The sequence below is a fragment of the Mesorhizobium sp. M0062 genome (genome assembly GCF_040323125.1).
Classification (GTDB): Bacteria; Pseudomonadota; Alphaproteobacteria; order Rhizobiales; family Rhizobiaceae; genus Mesorhizobium.
Map to the genome: position 1 here is coordinate 80,191 of NZ_JAMYUO010000025.1, position 18,971 is coordinate 99,161.

Annotated in this window: 13 protein-coding genes; 9 read left to right on the forward strand and 4 right to left on the reverse strand. The window is 64.7% G+C overall.

Annotation, left to right across the window (positions count from 1 at the left end; genetic code table 11):
- Positions 1-87 precede the first annotated feature (87 nt).
- The 4 genes from NKJ64_RS24425 (at position 88) to NKJ64_RS24440 (ending at position 7,436) form a co-directional block, all read left to right on the forward strand.
- Positions 88-4,095, forward strand: a complete 4,008-nt coding sequence (locus NKJ64_RS24425; RefSeq protein ID WP_352463479.1) for a peptidoglycan-binding protein — start codon at positions 88-90, stop codon at positions 4,093-4,095.
- Positions 4,096-4,288: 193 nt separating this feature from the next.
- On the forward strand, positions 4,289-5,212 hold the full coding sequence (locus tag NKJ64_RS24430; RefSeq protein ID WP_023669608.1) for a sulfite exporter TauE/SafE family protein: 924 nt from the start codon (positions 4,289-4,291) through the stop codon (positions 5,210-5,212).
- Positions 5,212-6,003, forward strand: a complete 792-nt coding sequence (locus NKJ64_RS24435) for a TIGR02186 family protein (protein ID WP_352463480.1) — start codon at positions 5,212-5,214, stop codon at positions 6,001-6,003. Before NKJ64_RS24430 ends, NKJ64_RS24435 begins: the two co-directional genes overlap by 1 nt.
- A 176-nt stretch (positions 6,004-6,179) precedes the next feature.
- Complete coding sequence (locus NKJ64_RS24440; RefSeq protein WP_023669606.1) at positions 6,180-7,436, forward strand: Hsp70 family protein; 1,257 nt, start codon at positions 6,180-6,182, stop codon at positions 7,434-7,436.
- Between the two features lie 4 nt (positions 7,437-7,440).
- On the opposite strand, the gene NKJ64_RS24445 is transcribed toward NKJ64_RS24440, so the two are convergent.
- Complete coding sequence (locus NKJ64_RS24445; protein WP_023669605.1) at positions 7,441-8,340, reverse strand: LysR substrate-binding domain-containing protein; 900 nt, start codon at positions 8,338-8,340, stop codon at positions 7,441-7,443.
- 278 nt (positions 8,341-8,618) lie between these two features.
- Here NKJ64_RS24445 and NKJ64_RS24450 point away from each other — a divergent pair, with 278 nt between their 5' ends.
- From NKJ64_RS24450 to NKJ64_RS24460, 3 genes are read left to right on the forward strand one after another with little or no spacing between them, the layout of a single operon-like run.
- The gene (locus tag NKJ64_RS24450) at positions 8,619-11,549 is read left to right on the forward strand and encodes a molybdopterin oxidoreductase family protein (protein WP_352463481.1); all 2,931 of its coding nucleotides are present in this window, start codon (positions 8,619-8,621) and stop codon (positions 11,547-11,549) included.
- Positions 11,546-12,274, forward strand: coding sequence for a 4Fe-4S dicluster domain-containing protein (locus NKJ64_RS24455; protein ID WP_023834317.1), 729 nt, complete (start codon positions 11,546-11,548; stop codon positions 12,272-12,274). Before NKJ64_RS24450 ends, NKJ64_RS24455 begins: the two co-directional genes overlap by 4 nt.
- A 3-nt stretch (positions 12,275-12,277) precedes the next feature.
- Complete coding sequence (locus NKJ64_RS24460; protein ID WP_023692554.1) at positions 12,278-13,216, forward strand: dimethyl sulfoxide reductase anchor subunit family protein; 939 nt, start codon at positions 12,278-12,280, stop codon at positions 13,214-13,216.
- Between the two features lie 12 nt (positions 13,217-13,228).
- On the opposite strand, the gene NKJ64_RS24465 is transcribed toward NKJ64_RS24460, so the two are convergent.
- Positions 13,229-14,107, reverse strand: a complete 879-nt coding sequence (locus NKJ64_RS24465; protein WP_023688709.1) for a LysR substrate-binding domain-containing protein — start codon at positions 14,105-14,107, stop codon at positions 13,229-13,231.
- Between the two features lie 94 nt (positions 14,108-14,201).
- On the opposite strand from NKJ64_RS24465, the gene NKJ64_RS24470 reads away from it, so the two are divergent.
- Positions 14,202-15,173 (forward strand): quinone oxidoreductase family protein, encoded by a 972-nt coding sequence (locus tag NKJ64_RS24470; RefSeq protein WP_023688710.1) that lies wholly within the window; start codon positions 14,202-14,204, stop codon positions 15,171-15,173.
- A 4-nt stretch (positions 15,174-15,177) separates the two neighbouring features.
- Here the strand turns inward: NKJ64_RS24470 and pdeM are convergent, their stop codons facing one another.
- A complete protein-coding gene (gene pdeM / locus NKJ64_RS24475; protein ID WP_023669598.1) occupies positions 15,178-15,894 on the reverse strand; it encodes a ligase-associated DNA damage response endonuclease PdeM in 717 nt (238 codons plus the stop codon).
- Complete coding sequence (locus NKJ64_RS24480; RefSeq protein WP_245262675.1) at positions 15,891-18,395, reverse strand: ligase-associated DNA damage response DEXH box helicase; 2,505 nt, start codon at positions 18,393-18,395, stop codon at positions 15,891-15,893. Before NKJ64_RS24480 ends, pdeM begins: the two co-directional genes overlap by 4 nt.
- On the opposite strand from NKJ64_RS24480, the gene NKJ64_RS24485 reads away from it, so the two are divergent.
- Positions 18,303-18,497: a hypothetical protein gene (locus NKJ64_RS24485; protein WP_245260071.1), complete on the forward strand. Its 195-nt coding sequence runs from the start codon at positions 18,303-18,305 to the stop codon at positions 18,495-18,497. The two genes, NKJ64_RS24480 and NKJ64_RS24485, sit on opposite strands and share 93 nt — an antisense overlap.
- The last annotated feature ends 474 nt before the right edge of the window (positions 18,498-18,971 follow it).

The following is an 18,971-nucleotide window of genomic DNA, read 5'->3' on the forward strand; positions in this document are numbered from 1 at the left end:
GCAGCAGTGCCGCGCGGCCGCCTTCGTTCCCGACAAGGACTTGGGAAACTGGCAGCAAGCCGGCCATTCTGAAAAACGGACGCATCGATGAACAGCAAGCGGTCCTATCTCGATACACTCAACGCCGGCAGGCCGCGCAGGCCGAACACCACACTTGATGAATTGAACCGCTCGCTGGAAACGCTGGAGCAGCGGCTGGAGCGCAAGCGCGAGGACGCCGCCGAGCGCTTCGATCCGCGCCGGCCGCCGGCAGAGCCGCGCTACGCAAGCGTCCAGCCCTACGCCCCGCCGCGCTGGTACGAGGACCCGCAGCCCACGCCGCGGCCGAAAGGCGCCGGGCCGGCCGGTTTCGACCAGAACTATCAGGCGATCGCGCGCGACATCGACCGCGTGCGCGGCCAGGAAGACAGCGTCGCCGTGGTCGGCAAGATCGCCGGCGAATTGCGTGGCCTGCGCGAGGAACTGCGCCATCAGATGACGGCCGGCCTGCAGCGCGAATTCGCCGCGTTGCGCAAGGACATCGAACGGGCCTTCCAGGCGAGCAACCAATCGGGTGGTCAGGCAGGCGGCTTGCCCGGCAAGGGCAGCGCCGAACTCGGCGTCGAATTCGAGCGGCTGTCCGGCGCCATCCAGACGCTGGCCGAGAAGAGCGACGACCGAAGCGTCAACATGCTGCGGCTCGAGCTCGAGCAGGTAAAGACGGCGCTCGACACATTGGCGCGCGAGGAAAGCGTGCTGAAGGTCGACCGCCGCTGGGACGATTTCGACCGCCGCTGGAGCGCGTTCGAGGACCGTGTCGACGCCGACCAGCGCAACCGCGCCGACGGCCCCGGATTTTCGGCCCTGACCGACCGGCTCGAACAGATCAGCAATGCGGTCCACAATCTGCCGGAATCGCTGTCGCTGCGCTCGATGGAAGAAAAGGTCCGCACGCTTGCCGGCGCCGTCGATCATTTCGTCAGCCAGCAGAGCAACCGCGGCGGCGACACGCTTGGCCTGATCGACGAACGGCTCGATGAGATTTCGCGCGCCATCGTCGCCTCGACCGTCGCCGCACAGGCCAATTCCTTCGACCCCGAACCGTTCGAGCGCATCGAGAAGCGGATCGCCTCGCTGGCGCAGCAGATCGAGGAAGTCGTGCAGGTTCGTCCGAGCGGCGAGGTTCTCGACCGTCTCAGCACGCTGTCGAACAGGGTCGACGAGCTTGCCGGCCGCGCCAATCTGCCGGAACAGGCGATGGAGCGCCTCGGCAAGCAGATCGCGATGATCGCCGACAAGATCGACCGCGCCCCGGCCATGCCCGACGCCGACTATATCTTCCAGGGTCTGGAACAGCGCTTCGACGTGCTGTCGGGCATGATGGAACGTCGGCAGGGCGACGCCATCGAACAGGGCAACATGCTGTTTCGCGATCTCGAGCGGCGGCTGGACGAGGTTGCCGACCGGCTGGACCAGCGTCAGCCGCAGGCTGACAGCGCCGGCATCATGGACGCCATCGACGCACGCTTCACCGCACTCGCCCAACGCATGGAGACGCGCATTCCCGATCCTGCCAACGAGGCGGCGATCCGCGGCCTGGAAAGCCGGCTCGAAGACATTTCAAGCCGGCTGGAATCGTCGGCCGCGCAGGTCGCCGGCATCGATCCGGCACTGATCCGCAGCCTCGAGGCGCAGGTCTCCGGCCTGTCGGCTCACCTGTCGAAGCCCGGGACGCCGCTGCCGGAATTCGAGGACATCAGCCCGCGTCTCAACGAAATCGAGAAGTCGCTGGCTGGAACCCGCGAATCCATCATGGGCGCGGCACGCGAAGCGGCCGAGAGCGCCGTGCGCTCGCTGGCAGATTCCAACGCCAACACCGCGGCCGTTACCGGCCTTGCCCAGGATCTGAAGACGCTGGAAGCGCTGACGCGTCGTTCGGACGAGCGCAATTCACGGACATTCGAGGCTATCCACGACACGTTGCTCAAGATCGTCGATCGTCTGGGCTCGCTGGAGACCAGCGAACCGGCCGAGGCGGTGAGCGAGCTTCTGGATGCCCAGGCCGAGCCGGCGCGGCGGGCCCGCGATGCACGCGCCTCCAAGATTTCGGTGCAGGACGCGCCGTCGATGGATATCGACCAGCCGCTGCCGCTGACCGGAGACATGGCCGACCTGGACGGCCGCGCCGCCGCCATCATGCGCAGCGAGCCGGATATGCGCAGCGACCCGGGTACGCGTAGCGACCTGGGTACGCGTAGCGACCCGGTCATGGGCAGCGAACCAGTGCGGCGCTCGCCAGCCGAGGCTGCCGCGGCCGCTGCCCAGGCAGCGCTCGGTTCCGACAGGATTGCCGAGAAAGGCGAAGGCACGGCCAAGAAGTCGCTGTTCGGTGGATTGGCGCGCGCCTTCAGGGGCAAGAAGCCGGCTGACATGCCGCCGCTTGCCGGCTCGGGGCCTAATGTCGACATGCCGAGCGTCGATCTCGACGAGCCGCTCGATCCGAAGCTCGCCAACCGACCGTTGGAGCCGGGCTCCGGCGCGCCCGACCTCAACGCCATCATGAAGCGCGTGCGCGACGAGCGCGGCCCGCCGGTGCGCCAAAACTCCGGCGATGCGTCGAAATCCGACTTCATTGCCGCGGCCAGGCGCGCGGCGCAGGCCGCGGCCGCCGAGGCCGACGCGTTGAAACGCCAGTCTACCATGAAGGGCCCGGTCAAGGCGCTTCGTATCGGCGACCTGCTCAAGGCGCGGCGCAAGCCGATCCTGATGGGAGCGGTCGCGATCATGCTGGCGCTTGCCGGCCTCCAGTTGGGCAAGGCCTTCTTCGCCGACCCGGTCGAGGTCGCAAGCAACGATACAGCGCCGATCGTCGCCTCGCAGCCGGTCGAGACTGCCTCGGTCAACGCTGCCAGCCAACCCAAGGCAGATGCGCAGGTGACCATGCAGGACGCGCCGGCCCGGATCGTCAGGCAGGCGGAGCCCTCAGAGCCAGCAGGCGGCAACGATGCGCCAATGAATGCGGCCTCGGTCGCCGGGCCCGAAGTGCCGGCGGTGGAGCCCGCGCCAGCGCCGATGGCTCTGGCCGATCCGGCCCCCGCGCCAAATGCAATGCTGCCGACCACCGCCACTGCGGGACCGGCGGCTGCCGACGCGCAGCCTGCGGCCGCCGTCATGGCGCCCTCGGCCTCGGATACGACGGCCTCGGATACTACCGGCGCCGTTCCGCCGGCTGATGCCGCGGTACCAGCTGTCGTGGCCAAGATAGACGTTCCGGCCGATGCAGGCCCGCAAGCCTTGCGCGACGCGGCTGCCGGCGGTGACGCCAAGGCGCTGTTCGAGCTCGGTTCGCGCTATGCTGAATCGCGCGGCGTCAAGGAAGACATGGCGGCAGCGGCCAAATGGTACGAAAAGTCGGCCGAGCTCGGCTTCGCACCGGCGGAATACCGCATCGGCAATTTCTACGAGAAGGGCATCGGCGTCACGCGCGACGTCAAGAAGGCAAAGACCTTCTACCAGCTCGCCGCCGCGCAGGGTAATGCCAGCGCCATGCACAACCTGGCCGTTCTGTTTGCCATGGCCGCCGACGGCGTGACCGACAATGAATCGGCCGCGCACTGGTTTCAGGCGGCGGCCGATGTCGGCGTCAAGGACAGCCAGTTCAATCTCGGCATCCTGGCGGCAAAGGGCGTCGGCATGAAGCAGAGCCTGGAGGAATCCTACAAATGGTTCGCGCTCGTCGCCAAGACCGGCGACAAGGATGCGGCTGCCAAGCGCGACGAAGTCGCCACTGCGCTGCGCCCCGAACAGCTGGAGCGGGCCCGCGCCGCCACGGAACTGTGGAAGCCGAAGCCGCTCGACCCGGCGTCCAACTCGGCCGATATTCCTGAATCCTGGCAGGAAGGCACGCCGCAGACCACCGCCAGCGTCGACATGAAGAAGGCGGTCAAGAACATCCAGCTCATCCTCAACAAGAACGGCTACGATGCCGGCGGCGCCGATGGCGTGATGGGCGGCAAGACCAAGACCGCAATCATGGCTTTCCAGACCGACAACAAGATGCAGGCGACCGGCGAAATCGACGAAAAGCTGATGAAGGCGCTGCTGGCGCACAAATAACGGCAGATGCGTCGCTAACGCGACGCCCTTGCCATACATTTGCCTGTTAACTGCTTGAGATGTTTTTTGTTTCGGTAGGGCGGCGGGGTTTGATCCCACTGCCCCGGCGGTGCAAGAAAGAATTGGCTTTTCGGTGCGACAATGCCCTGGAATGGCTGCAATCGCCGACAGGCAAACTGATCGAGACTGACGGGTGGGCATCTATCTCCCGATCGCGGAAATTTCCGTCAACGTCTTCGTGCTGCTGGCAATGGGCGCGGCGGTGGGTTTCCTGTCGGGCATGTTCGGGGTCGGTGGCGGCTTTCTGATCACGCCGCTCTTGATCTTCTACAACATCCCGCCGGCAATCGCCGTTGCCACCGGCGCCAACCAGGTTATCGCCTCCTCCTTCTCCGGCGCGCTGTCGCACATGAAGCGCGGCACGCTCGACTTCAAGCTCGGCGGGGTGCTGCTGGCCGGCGGCATCGTCGGCTCGACCGGTGGTATCTTTGTCTTTGCCTTCCTGCGCCGGCTCGGCCAACTCGATTTGTTCATTTCGCTGCTCTACGTCGTGCTGCTCGGCACCGTCGGCGGGCTGATGCTGGTCGAGAGCGTCAATGCGCTGCGCGCGACGCGCAGCGGTGCGGCGCCGGTCTTGAAGAAATCCGGCCAGCACAACTGGATCCACCGGCTGCCGCTGAAGATGCGCTTCAGGGCCTCGAAGCTGTTCGTCAGCGTCATTCCGGTGCTGGGGCTCGGCGCCGGCATCGGCTTCCTGTCGTCGATCATGGGTGTCGGCGGCGGCTTCATCATGGTGCCGGCGCTGATCTATCTCCTGAAAGTGCCGACCAACGTCGTCATCGGCACCTCGCTGTTCCAGATCATTTTCACCTCGGCCTACACCACGCTTGTCCACGCCACCACCAACCAGACGGTCGACGTCATGCTTGCCTTCCTGCTGATGGCGGGCGGCGTTGCCGGCGCGCAATATGGCGCCAAGGCAGGACAGAAGCTGCGCGGCGAACAGCTCAGGGCACTGCTGGCGCTGCTGGTGCTGGCGGTTGCCATCCGGCTTGCCATCGATCTCTTCGTCACGCCGCCAAACCTCTATTCGCTGACCGCCGCGGGCCTGAACTGATGCCGCGGTGGGGGATTTTTTCGGCTGCCGCTTTGCTTTTCGCCGTCGCTCTGCCGGCCGCAGCGCAATCGCCGAACCCCTTGCCGGAAGGCATCCAGATCGGTCTCTCCACCGACGCCGTGTCGATCACCGCCGGTTTTTCCGGCGCCGACCTGACCATTTTCGGTTCGCTGGAAAATCCCGACCCGCTGGTCGCGCGACAGGGGCGCTATGACGTCATCGTCGTGCTCGAAGGCCCGCCGCGGCCGGTGGTGGTGCGCCGCAAGGACCGCGTGCTCGGCGTCTGGGTCAATCTGGAATCCGAGACCTTCGAGAACGTGCCGGTATCCTACTCCGTCGCCACGACGCGGCCGCTGCAGGACATCACCGAACCCAACAGCTATAAGCAGCTGTCGCTCGGCGCCTCCAACCTTTACATGCAGCCGGCCGAGGTAACCGACAGTCCGGCGACGATCGAGGAATTCACCGTGGCGCTGCGCGAGCGCAAGGCGGCGACCGGCCTCTATAGCGAGAATGTCGGCGGCGTGCAGTTCTTGTCGCAGAACCTGTTTCGCGCCACGGTGCGGCTGGCGCCCAACGTCCCGGTTGGAACCCATAAAGCCCGCGCGTTCCTGTTCAAGAGCGGTCTGTTCCTCAAGGAAAGCTCGGCCCAGCTCGAAATCCGCAAATCGGGCTTCGAACAGTCGATCTTCCGCGTCGCGCATGATTACTCGTTTCTCTACGGCGTCTTCTCCGTGTCGCTGGCCATGATCACCGGCTGGCTGGGCAGGCTGATTTTCCGCAGGGATTGACGCGCAGGACCCATTTCCGGGGAAAAGGGGTTCCCCTTTTCTCAGTCTTGCGATAGACCGCCGCCTCCCAACCCTCGGGTAACACGCACAATCATTCGGCAGAACGGTCAGGCCTCTGGACGGCGCGCGCCTTGCGGACGCCTGCCACAGCGATGACCCAATGACAGGAGGCTGCAATGCACCAGGCATTTGGCGGCATCGATTTCGGCACGTCCAATTCTACGGTGGGCGTGATCCGCAACGGCCAGGCACGGCTGGTGGCGCTGGAAGGTGAACAGCCGACATTGCCAAGCGCGGTTTTCTTCAACTTCGAGGACGGTCACACCTATTTCGGCCGCCGCGCCATTGCCGACTACACCGATGCCATCGAAGGCCGGCTGATGCGGTCGCTGAAGAGCGTGCTCGGCAGTTCGCTGGCGCATGAGAAGACGCGGATCAAGGCCCGGCAGATCGGTTTCATCGACATTGTCGGCATGTTCGTCGGCCATTTGAAGAAGCGGCTTGAGGAAGATGCCGGCGCTCCGGTGGAGAACGTTGTGCTCGGCCGGCCGGTGCAATTTGTCGACGACGATGTGGAAGCCGATGCCAAGGCGCAAAGCGAGCTTGAAAAAGCGGCGCGCGCGCAAGGCTTCAAGCACATCGCCTTCCAGTTCGAACCGATTGCGGCAGCACTCGACTATGAGCAGGACGTGAAGCGCGAGGAACTGGCGTTGATCGTCGACATGGGCGGCGGCACGTCCGACTTCTCGATCGTGCGCGTTTCGCCGCAACGCGCCCGCTCACGCGACCGCAAGGACGACATCCTCGCCAACCGAGGCATTCATATTGGCGGCACCGATTTCGACCGGCTGCTCAGCATCGCCCATGTCATGCCCAAGCTCGGCTATCTCTCGCCCACAAAAGACGGCAAGCGCAACCTGCCGGCGAGCTATTTCATTGATCTCGCGACGTGGCAGCGCATCAACCTCGTCTATACTGCCAAGGCGATGACGCATCTGAGGCAAATCCGCTTCGAGGCCGTCCGCGCCGACCTTGTCGACCGCTTCATCCATATTGTCGAGCACCGTTACGGCCATGCGCTGGCCGGCCTCGTCGAACGAGCCAAGATCGCGCTGACGGATCAGGCTTCGGCCGATGTAACGGTGGCGCTGCCTGGCGCGCATTTCGCCGCCGAGATCTCGCGGACCGGCCTGGAAGAGACCATCGCCGCCGACATCGAGCGGGTGTCCGCTACGGTGCGGCAGACGATTGCCGATGCCGGCATAACGGCCTCTGCGATCACCGCCGTATTCCTCACCGGCGGTTCGACCGCGATCCCGCTGGCACGGCGTGAAATCCTGTCGCTGGTGCCGCAAGCCGCCGTTATCGAGGGCGACATGTTCGGCTCGGTCGGCCTTGGCCTGGCGCTGGATGCGCAGCGGAAGTTCGCCTGATCGCTTACGCCGGATTGCTGACGGCTTCAGCGCCGAGATGCGCCTTGAGCGCCATCTGGGCCAGGCTTGCCTGGCGGTCACGATGGGTGATCATGGCGAAGTCACGCTTCGGCAGTTCGAGCGGCACCGACCGGAGACTGCCCTCGGCGACGGCGCGTCCGACGACGAGGTCCGAGATGATGGTGGCGCCGGCGCCGGCCTCGACCGCCTGGCGAACCGCCTCGTTGCTCGGCAGCACCAGAAATATCTGCAGGTCGCCAAGCGATATCCCCTCGCGGCGGGCCAGGTCCTCCAGCACCTCGCGCGTGCCCGAACCACCCTCACGGATGATCCAGCGCAGCCCTGTGATATCCGGGCGGCCCGGCGCGATCTCGGCGATTTCGGGATGCGAGGCGGCGACGACCAGCATCAACCTGTCGACGTCGACCTTGGTGCGGCGGAGGATGTCTGACTCGGTGCGCCCCTCGACCAGACCGAGATCGGCGGTGCCGTCGAGCACATTGGCCTCGACCTGCCTGGTGTTGCCGATGCTGACGCTTAAGCGCACCGCCGGGTAGGCTTCATGGAAAGAGGCCAGCCTGCGCGGCAGCCAGTAGCTGGCGATGGTCAGGCTGGCGGCGATCGACAGGCTGCCGGCGACCGTCTGCGAGACATGCTCCAGCACATTTCGGGCGGCGGCGGCGCGTTCCAGCACCGCCTTGGCCTCGGGCAGGAAACGGTGGCCGGTCTGAGCCAGCTCGATGTTGCGGCCGACACGGTTGAACAGATGAACGCCATGCTGCTCTTCCAAAGCGCGGATGGCCGCCGACGCCGCCGACTGGGAGATGCCCAAAAGCTCCGCCGCCTTGGTCATATGGCCGCGTTCGGCAACGGCAACGAAAATGCGCAACTGGTCCAGCGTCATGTGTGCATTAAGAACCAATTCCGATCGAATTTACAAGAACAACTGATTAGACGGATCGATAGCTTTATTCTACTTTTTCAGTCGAAGTTAGAAAAAATTCGCCAACAAATCGCGGCCAACAAAATGATCGGGCGGTTCAGATCCCTTTTTGCGCATTGGACCCGTGGCCTCAGGCGGCGGCTGGCCGGCGATCGATATCATCCTGAAGAACACTATATGCGTGGCCCCGGACCGAAGACGCGGGCCAAATTCGCAGGTAGCAAAAGCACGCCGGCATCATGAATCCAGCTGCGCCGCGCGGGGCCAATTCCGCACCGTCGCAACGGCCGCTTCCCAATACACGCGCGCCTGATGAAGGCGACGGTGTCGACACCTCGCCAACCGTTTCCGACAGCATCGCCAAGACCACCTGCTATATGTGCGCCTGCCGCTGCGGCATCGACGTCCACATCAAGGACGGCAAGGTGCGCTACATCAACGGCAACAAGGACCATCCGGTCAACCGCGGCGTAATCTGCGGCAAGGGCAGCTCCGGCATCATGCAGCATTACAGCCCGGCGCGGCTGAAGAAGCCGCTGTTGCGCAGCGGCCTGCGGGGCTCGGGTGAATTCCGCGAGATCGAGTGGGAGGAAGCGTTTTCGATTGCGACCGAGCGGCTATCGAATATCCGCCGAACCGATCCGAAAAAGCTCGCCTTCTTCACCGGGCGCGACCAGTCGCAGTCGCTGACCGGCTGGTGGGCGAGCCAGTTCGGCACGCCGAACTTCGCCGCCCATGGCGGCTTCTGCTCGGTCAACATGGCGGCCGGCGGGCTCTACACGATCGGCGGCTCGTTCTGGGAGTTCGGCGAGCCGGACTGGGACAATACGAAATACTTCATGCTGTTCGGCGTCGCCGAGGACCATGATTCCAACCCGATCAAGATCGGCTTGGGTAAACTCAAGGCGCGCGGCGCCAAGGTGGTGTCGATCAACCCGTGCCGCACGGGCTACAACGCGATTGCCGACGACTGGATCGGGATCCGGCCCGGCACCGACGGCCTCTTCGTCTTCGCCCTCATCCACGAACTGCTCAAGGCGGGCCGCGTCGATCTCGATTATCTGCTCCGCTACACCAACGCCCATGTGCTGGTCATCCAGGAGCCGGGTGCGGCGGACGACGGGCTGTTCCTGCGCGACAGCGACAACAATCTTCTCGCGTGGGACAGAGTGGCGAAGACAACCGTCAACGCAGCCGATGCGGATGCGAAGCCGGCGTTGACCGGCAGCTTCACGTTCGCCGGCCGCCGCTGCGTGCCGGTGTTTCGGCTTATCGCCGACCGCTACATGGACGACAGCTACGCACCCGATGCGGTCGCGGCACGATGCGGCATTCCGGCCGACACCATCCGCCGGATCGCTGCCGAACTCGCCCACGTCGCCTTCGAACAGACGATCGAACTGCCGGTTGCGTGGACCGACTGGGCCGGACGGCGGCACGAGACGATCAAGGGACGGCCGGTGTCGATGCATGCCATGCGCGGCATCTCGGCCCACTCCAACGGCTTTCACTCCTGCCGTGCCATCCACCTGCTGCAGGTGCTGCTCGGCACGGTGGACGTGCCCGGCGGCTTCCGTTTCAAGCCGCCCTACCCGCGCTCGGCGCCGCCGGGACCGAAGCCGACCGGCAAGGTGGTCAAGCCGATGACGCCGCTCGACGGCATGCCGCTCGGCTTCGTCTGCGGGCCGGACGATCTCCTGGTCGACGAGGCCGGAACGCCGCTCCGCATCGACAAGGCTTATTCCTGGGATGCGCCGCTCGCCGCGCATGGGCTGATGCATACGGTCATCCGCAATGCGTGGGCCGGCGACCCATACCCGATCGACACGCTGATGATGTACATGTCGAACATGGCGTGGAATTCCTCGATGAACACCGTCGAGACCATTGCCATGCTCACCGACCATGACGAAGCGGGCAACTACAAGATCCCCTTCATCATCTATTCCGACGCCTATTATTCCGAGACGGTGCCGTTCGCCGACCTGGTGCTGCCCGACACCACCTATCTCGAACGTCACGACTGCATCAGCCTGCTCGACCGGCCTATCAGCCATGCCGACGGACCAGGCGATGCCATCCGCCATCCCGTCGTCGAACCCAACCGCGACGTCAGGCCGTTCCAGTCAGTATTGATCGAACTCGGCGCCCGGCTCGGCCTGCCCTGCTTCGTCAACGACGATGGGGTGGCGAAATACCGCGACTATGCCGACTACATCGTCAATCACGAGCGCACGCCAGGCATCGGCCCGCTCGCAGGCTGGCGCGGCAAGGACGGCACGTCTGCAGGCAAGGGCGAGGTCAACCCAAACCAGCTGCAGCGCTACATCGACAATGGCGGCTTCTGGCACCAGGACTTTGCTGAGGACCAGCGCTATTACAAGATGGCCAACCGCTCCTATCTCGACTTCGCGGAGCAGATGGGGTTCATCCCCAAGGCCGAGCCGATCGTGTTCCAGCTCTATTGCGAACCGATGCAGCGCTTTCGCCTCGCCGCGCGCGGTCATGGTCGCGTCCAGCCGCCCGAGAGCGAACGCCAGCGCATCGAGACCTATATGGATCCGCTGCCGTTCTGGTTTACGCCGTTCGGAGAGGCCGCGGTCGATCCGCAGAAATACCCGCTGCATGCGCTGACGCAGCGGCCTATGCACATGTATCATTCCTGGGGCTCGCAGAATGCGTGGCTGCGGCAAATCACCAGCCAGAACCGCCTGTTCGTGCACCACAAGACCGCGGCAGTTCTCGACCTGGCCGACGACGACTGGGTGTGGATCGAAAGCATCAACGGCCGGGTGAAGGGGCAGATCAAGCTGGTCGACGGCGTCAATGCGGATACGGTCTGGACATGGAACGCCATCGGCAAAAGGCGCGGCGCCTGGGGGCTGAAGGACAACGCCGCCGAGAGCAATCGCGGCTTCCTGCTCAACCACATCATCGGCGACCAGACCTCGGCCGATGCGAACGGTAAACGCTATTCTAATTCCGATCCGGTCACCGGCCAGGCGGCGTGGTTCGATCTCAGGGTTCGCATCGTCAAATGCGCCTCCGAAGAAGCCGGCTTCACCGAGCCGCAATTCGAGCGCTTCAGCCAGCCGCCAAATGTCGAGCCATCGCCCGACATCCTTCGCTTCGGCGCCGAGTTCCGCGTCCATAGGGAAGCTGTGGAATGACCTGCCTTCCCGCCCATACAGACAAGAAGCTTGGCCTGGTCATCGACCTCGACACCTGCGTCGGCTGCCAGGCCTGCGTCACCGCCTGCAAGGAGTGGAACACCGGCGGCCACATGGCGCCACTGACCGACATCGACCCCTATGGCGGCCATGTCGACGGCGTCTGGTTCAACCGCGTGCACAGCTACGAGCACACGACCGAGGCGGGCGGGCGCACGGTCAACTTTCCGCGCTCCTGTCTGCATTGCGAGACGCCTGCCTGCGTCACTGTCTGCCCGACCGGCGCGTCCTACAAGCGGGCGTCGGACGGCATCGTGCTGATCGACGAAAGCAAATGCATCGGCTGCAAACTGTGCAGCTGGGCGTGCCCCTATGGCGCGCGCGAATTCGACACCGATGTCGGCGTGATGAAGAAATGCACGCTTTGCGTCGATCGCATCTACAATGACAATCTGGCCGAGGAAGACCGCGTGCCGGCCTGCGTTGCCGCCTGCCCGACCAGCGCCCGGCATTTCGGCGATCTCGGCGATCCCTCGTCGGCTGTCTCGCAACTGGTGGCGGAGCGTCGCGGCGTCGACCTGATGCCGGAGATGGGCTACAAACCGACCAACAAATATCTGCCGCCGCGCGCCCAGCGCGCCGCATCGGTGCCGGCGCCAAGGCTCGAGCCAGTCACGGCCGAAGGCGGTTTTCTCGGCTGGATCGACCGCATGCTTTCGAACTGACCAATGCATCCAGCCTTTTCCGTCGTCTTCTTCACAACTGCCACAGGAGCGGGCTACGGACTGCTGGCGCTGCTTGGCGTGCTTGGCGGACTGGGTTTTATCCCGGCCCATTTCTGGCCCGGCCTTATCGGCATGGGGCTGGCGCTTGGCCTGATTGCTGCCGGCCTTTTGTCGTCGACCGGCCATCTTGGCCGGCCCGAACGCGCCTGGCGCGCCTTTTCGCAATGGCGTAGCTCCTGGCTGTCACGCGAGGGTGTATCGTCGGTCGCGACCTTCATTCCCGCCGGGCTGTTCGGCATCGGCTGGGTGTTTTTTGGCCGCACCGGAGGCTGGATGGCCATCGCCGGGTTTCTCGCAACTATCGGCGCAATCGTCACCGTCTGCACCACCGGCATGATCTATGCCTCGCTGAAGCCGATCGCGCAGTGGCATAGCCCGTATACGCTGCCGGGCTATCTCATCTTTTCGGCGATGACCGGCAGCGTGCTGTTGAACGCGCTGCTGCAGGCTTTCGCCATCAGCCCGACCGCCGTTGCGGTAGCCGCCCTGCTGCTGACCTTGCTCGGCTGGGGCTGGAAGCTGGCGACGTGGCGATACAATGACGCGCTGGAGATCGCGACCACCGCCAACACGGCGACAGGCCTCGCCGGAGGGACGGTGCGCTCGCTGGAATGGCCGCACACCGAGGAGAACTACCTGCTCAAGGAAATGGGCTTTCGCATCGCCCGCAAGCACGGTGCAAAGCTGCGGCTGATCACGCAGTTGCTGGCTTTCGCCTTGCCTGCCCTGCTGCTGCTTTCTGTCTTATTCGCTTTGCCCTGGCCATTCGCAGCGGTGCTGTCGGTGCTTGCGGCAACCGTCCAGTTCGCCGGCATGCTGGTCGAGCGCTGGCTGTTCTTCGCCGAGGCCAAGCACACCGTCACCCTCTATTACGGCCGGTAGAGCGTCCCGCCGTCAGGCGGCCCGTGCTCGTGGCGCCGCCGGCAAATCCTTAAGCAGGATTTCGATCGCGGCATCGATTACAGCTGTCCTGCGGTCGTGCGCGTAAAGGCCGTATTGGACCGTGAGCGGCTCGGGCAGGCCGGCTGACGTCTTCAGCACCCGCATCGAAGCAGTGCGCACGGATTCGGGCGGAAGCAGTCCAACGCCCAGTCCGTTCTCGATCGCGGCCTGAAGGCCGGTGACGCTCTGGCACGACAGGACGATCCGGTGCTCCCGGCCGGCGGCGACCAGCGCCTCGATCATCCGCCTGCGCCAAGGGCAGGTTGCGCCGAAGGCGGCGAGATCGAGTGGCCGGTCATGGTCCAGCACATAGTCCTGGGCGCAGACCCACTGCAGTTCGACGTTCCATGTCGTCACGGCATCGGCCGCGACGACGGATGTCGGGGCAATCATGACATCCAGCGCATCCTCGCTCCACAGCCGTCCCAGCGCGACGCTGTGCTCGACCATCGCGTCGAGGCTGATGTCGGGATAGGTGCGATGCAGCCGCCCAAGCGCGGCCGAAAGCGCGGCCGTGGTGACCTCTTCGGCAAGACCAATACGCACGCCGCCGCCAATGCTAGCCTGCTGCAGACGCGCCACCGCTTCGTCGCCGAGAGCGAGGATGCGGGTCGCGTATCCCAGAAAGAGCTCTCCCGCCGCAGTCGGTACGACACCGCGGCCGGTGCGCTGGAACAAGTGCCGTTGGAGCAGGCCCTCCAGCCGGCGCATCTGCATGCTCATCGCCGATTGGGTCTTGCCGGTCTGCGCGGCGACCCTGCTCAGGCTACCTTGCCGGCAGACCGCGACATAGGTGCGGAGAAGGTCGAGGCCGATCTGCTCAGATATCATTTTGTTTGAACTCTGATGTCATAGGTATCAGTCTACAATGATATCTCGCCACGCGCTATCTCACACTCAAGAGAACAGCGCAGGGAAGAAAACCATGAAAGCGATCCGTGTTCACCGCCATGGCGGGCCAGATATGCTCGCCTACGAAGATGTCGACATCGGCCAGCCCGGACCGGGCGACGTGCGCGTGCGCAACCGGGCGGTCGGCCTCAACTTCGTCGACATCTATTTTCGCACCGGCGAATACGCGCCGCCCGCTCTGCCATTCATTCCCGGCAATGAAGGCGCCGGCGAAATCGTCGCCGTCGGTGAAGGCGTCAGCGGCTTCGCGCCTGGCGACCGAGTCGCCTATGTCGAGACGCTCGGCGCCTATGCCGAAGAACGCATCGTGCCCGCGCATTTCGTCGTGCATCTGCCCGACGCCATCGATTTCGAGACAGGTGCGGCGATGATGCTGAAAGGGCTGACGGCGCAATATCTGCTGCGCCGCACGTTTCGCGTCGAGGCGGGCCATACCATCCTGGTGCATGCCGCGGCGGGCGGCGTCGGCCTCATCCTGACGCAATGGGCCAAACATCTCGGCGCGACCGTCATCGGCACGGTCGGTTCACCCGAAAAGGCCGAACTTGCGCGCGCCAATGGCTGCGACCATGTCATCGACTACAGCAAAGAGAATTTCGCCGCACGGGTGAAAGAGGTCACCAACGGCGAAGGCTGCCACGTCGTCTATGACGGCGTCGGCAACGCGACCTTCCCCGCCTCGCTCGACTGCCTGCGGCCGTTCGGCACCTTCGTCAGCTACGGCACAGCGTCGGGGTCGATCCCGCCATTCGACATCATGCTTTTGATGCAAAAGGGTTCGCTGTTCGCCACCTGGCAGTTGCTGTTCCATCATCTCGCCAGGCGTGAGGACGTCGTCGCCATGAGCGAGGATCTGTTCAGCGTCGTCCTCAGCGGCGCAGTGAAAATCCCGGTGCACACAAGCATGCCGCTTGCCGAAGTGGCGGAGGCGCACCGCCGGCTCGAAGCACGGCAGACGACAGGCGCAACCGTGCTTATACCGTAGAAACTCAGCCCGGCCGCAGCATCGAACCGGAAATGGCGAAGATGCGCGCGGCGCCCATCATATAAGCTATCAACGTCTCGCGGCGGAACAGGCCGGCATAGGCGCGGTCGAGCACGTTGAGCGAGCCGGTATAAGCGCCGAAGGCCGGCATGATCATGCGGCCGCCATCGCCGGCAAAGCAGCGCCGCCGCACCGAGCGGCCCTGCTGGACGATGCGGGCGCAAGGGTGAAGATGGCCGGCAACTTCGCCCTCGGTTCTTATCTTCGACGGCTCGTGGCGGAACAGCAGCGAGCCGATGGCGAGTTCGCGCACCGTCTCGCCGGGCAAATCCGCCGGCGCTTCCGGGTCATGGTTGCCGGCGACCCAGAACCAGTCGCGGCCGGCCATCAATGCTTCCAGCCGATCGCGGAAGGTTTGATGCATGCGCTCGGCGCCGCCGCCGTCGTGGAAGGAGTCGCCCAGGCTGATGACGATGGCCGGCTGATAGTCCGCGATTACCGCCTGCAGCCGGAGCAGAGTGGCGCCGGTATCGTAGGGCGGGATCAGTGCGCCGCGCCTGGCGAAGGACGAGCCCTTTTCCAGATGCAGGTCGGAGACCGCGAGCAGCCTCAGATCGGGGAAATAGAGCACGCCGCGCGAATCACAGACCGCGCGCTCGCCCGCGATGCCGACAAAGTCGGCCTCGGCGATCAGCGATGCCCGCGCCAGCGAAAAATTCATTCCTCAACCATCCCAGGACCCATGGCTTCCTCGACCAAAGTCGCGGCATCCATCAGCAGCGTTTCGTCGGCCTCGCCGTTCACCGGCATCTTGCCGATTTCGAGCATGATCGGCACGGCCAGCGGCGATATCTGTTCGAGTGCCTTATGCACGATTCGACCCTGGATACGCGAGAGCATGTCGGCAAGTCTGCTGACATCGAGCAGACCGGTCGCCGCGTCGGCGCGCGTCGCCTGCAGCAGGATGTGGTCGGGCTCATGGCTGCGCAGCACGTCATAGATCAGATCGGTCGAGACGGTGACCTGGCGGCCGCTTTTCTCCTGGCCGGGGTGACGTTTCTCGATCAGGCCTGAAATCAGCGCGCAGTTGCGGAAGGTGCGCTTGAGCAGCCAACTGTCGGCCAGCCAAGCCTCGAGGTCGTCGCCCAGCATGTCCTGGTCGAACAGAGCGCCAAGCGAAGGTTTCCGCGATTTGAACATCGCGCCCATATCGCCCAGCGACCAGATGGCCAATGCGTAGTCGGTGGCGACGAAGCCAAGCGGCCTGGCGCCGGCCCTGTCCAGCCGGCGGGTGAGCAGCATGCCGAGCGTCTGGTGCGCCAGCCTGCCCTCGAAAGGATAAGCGACGAGATAGTGACGGTTGCCGCGCGGAAAGGTCTCGATCAAGAGGTCGTCGCGTTTGGGCAATTCCGATTTGTCGGCCTGGAACCGCAGCCAGTCCGATACCTGCTCGGGCAGCTTCTTCCAGCGCTGCGGGTCGTCCAGCATGGCGCGCACCTGCTCGGCGAGGTAAGTCGAAAGCGGAAATTTGCCGCCGCCATAATAAGGAACCTTGGCGTCGCTTCCCGGCGCATTCGAGACGAAGCATTCGTTCTCGCGGATGCCTTCGAAGCGCAGCACTTTGCCGGCAAACATGAAGGTGTCGCCATGCGTCAGCGTTTCGAGGAAGGCCTCCTCGATCTTGCCCAGAGCCCGGCCGCCGTGCGAAGCCGAGCCTTTGCTGCCGGCCTTGACGTAACGCACATTGAGCGCCGGCACCTCGATGATGGTGCCGACGTTCAGCCGATATTGCTGCGCGACGCGGGGATTGGAGACCCGCCACATGCCGTCCTTGTTGAGGCGGATGCGGGCGTAGCGCTCGTAGTTCTTCAGTGCGTAGCCGCCGGTGGCGACGAAATCGATGACGCGGTCGAATGTCGGCCGGTCGAGGCTGGCATAGGGCGCTGCTGTCAGCACTTCCTCGTAGAGATCGTCGGCGCGAAACGGCGCTCCGCAGGCGCAGCCCAGCACATGCTGGGCCAGCACATCGAGCCCGCCATTGACCAGCGGCGGCGTATCCTGGGCGCCCAGATAGTTGGCGTCCAGCGCTGCCCGGCACTCCAGCACCTCGAAACGATTGGCCGGGATGAGGATCGCCTTCGACGGCTCGTCCATGCGGTGGTTGGCACGGCCGATGCGCTGCGCCAGCCGGCTGGCGCCCTTGGGCGCCCCGACATGCACGACCAGATCGACGTCGCCCCAATCGATGCCGAGATCGAGCGTCGAGGTGGCAACGATGGCACGTAAGGCATTGTCTCCCATCGCCTTCTCGACGCGGCGGCGCTGGGTGACATCGAGCGAGCCGTGATGCAGCGCGATCGGCAAGGTATCCTCGTTGACCCGCCACAATTCCTGAAACAGCAGCTCGGCCTGGCTGCGGGTGTTGACGAACAGCAGGGTGGTCTTGTGGCGCTTGATCTCGCGGTAGATTTCCGGCGTCGCATAGCGCGCCGAATGGCCGGCCCATGGCACGCGCTCTTCCGAATCGAGGATCGAGATTTCGGGCTTCGCGCCGCCGGTTACGACGATGAGCTCAGACATATCGGGACTTGCCAGGCCTTTGGGCGGATTCTGGCTCACCAGCCAGCGCCGCAACTCGTCGGGCTCGGCCACCGTTGCCGACAGACCGATCGTCTGCAGGCCGGGCACGATGCTGCGCAGCCGCGCCAGCCCGAGCGCCAGCAGATGGCCGCGTTTCGATGTCACCAGCGAATGCAACTCGTCGAGCACGACATAGCGCAGATCCTCGAAGAAGCGCCCGGCATCGCCGGCCGCAATCAGCAGCGCCAATTGCTCGGGCGTGGTGAGCAGGATATCGGGCGGCGCCAGCTTCTGGCGCTGCCGCTTGTGGGAAGGCGTGTCGCCGGTGCGCGTCTCGATGGTGACGGGCAGGCCGATCTCCTCCACCGGCTTGCCGAGGTTGCGCTCGATGTCGACGGCCAGCGCCTTCAGCGGCGAGATGTAGAGCGTATGGATGCCGCGCCGTGCCATACCGGCTTTGCGTCTGGGGCGGTTGGCCAGTTCGGTCAACGATGGCAAGAAGCCGGCCAGTGTCTTGCCGGCGCCGGTCGGTGCGATCAAGAGCACCGATTGCCCGGCTTGAGCCTTCGCCAGCAGCTCGATCTGGTGAGCGCGCGGCGACCAGCCTTTTTCGCCAAACCATCTGATGAATGGCTCGGGCAGAAGGACGGCGGCATTTTGTTTGGCAAGGCGCGGCTGCTCGGTCACGCGAAAGAGGTAGCGCGACGGCGCGCGATCGCCAAGGAAAATCGGAACAAAAGGTGATCGGGTGAGTTGCCCTCACCCCGTACGGGGAGAGGATGCCGGCAGGCACGTGAGGGACAGCGCGAGCTTTCAATCGCTGGCGCCGCCCCTCATCCGCCCTTCGGGCACCTTCTCCCCGTGAACGGCATAGGCGCTAAGATAGCTTTGGCATGGACTGAAATTTGCGCTTTCGTGGTGGCTCACGCCAGCGATATCGCAAGGCACGGAGATTTCGGCGCAGGGTTGCCAAGGGAGGTTGAGCGAAGATCGCTGCGATCAGAGAGGCGACGATCTGGCGGGTTGCGCGCCACAGCAGCGGGCGCCCGTCGCTCAAGGGGGAGAGACACCCAACTCCTGCGAGAGGGGTTCGGTCACGAGCGCGATGAGGAAGTGTGCAAGGATCCAAGGCTTTGCGATCCTTGGGTCTTTGGCGGGAGGAGAGCGCAGCCCGATCAGGCTCTTCAGGCGCTTGAAGGCGAGCTCGATGCGCCAGCG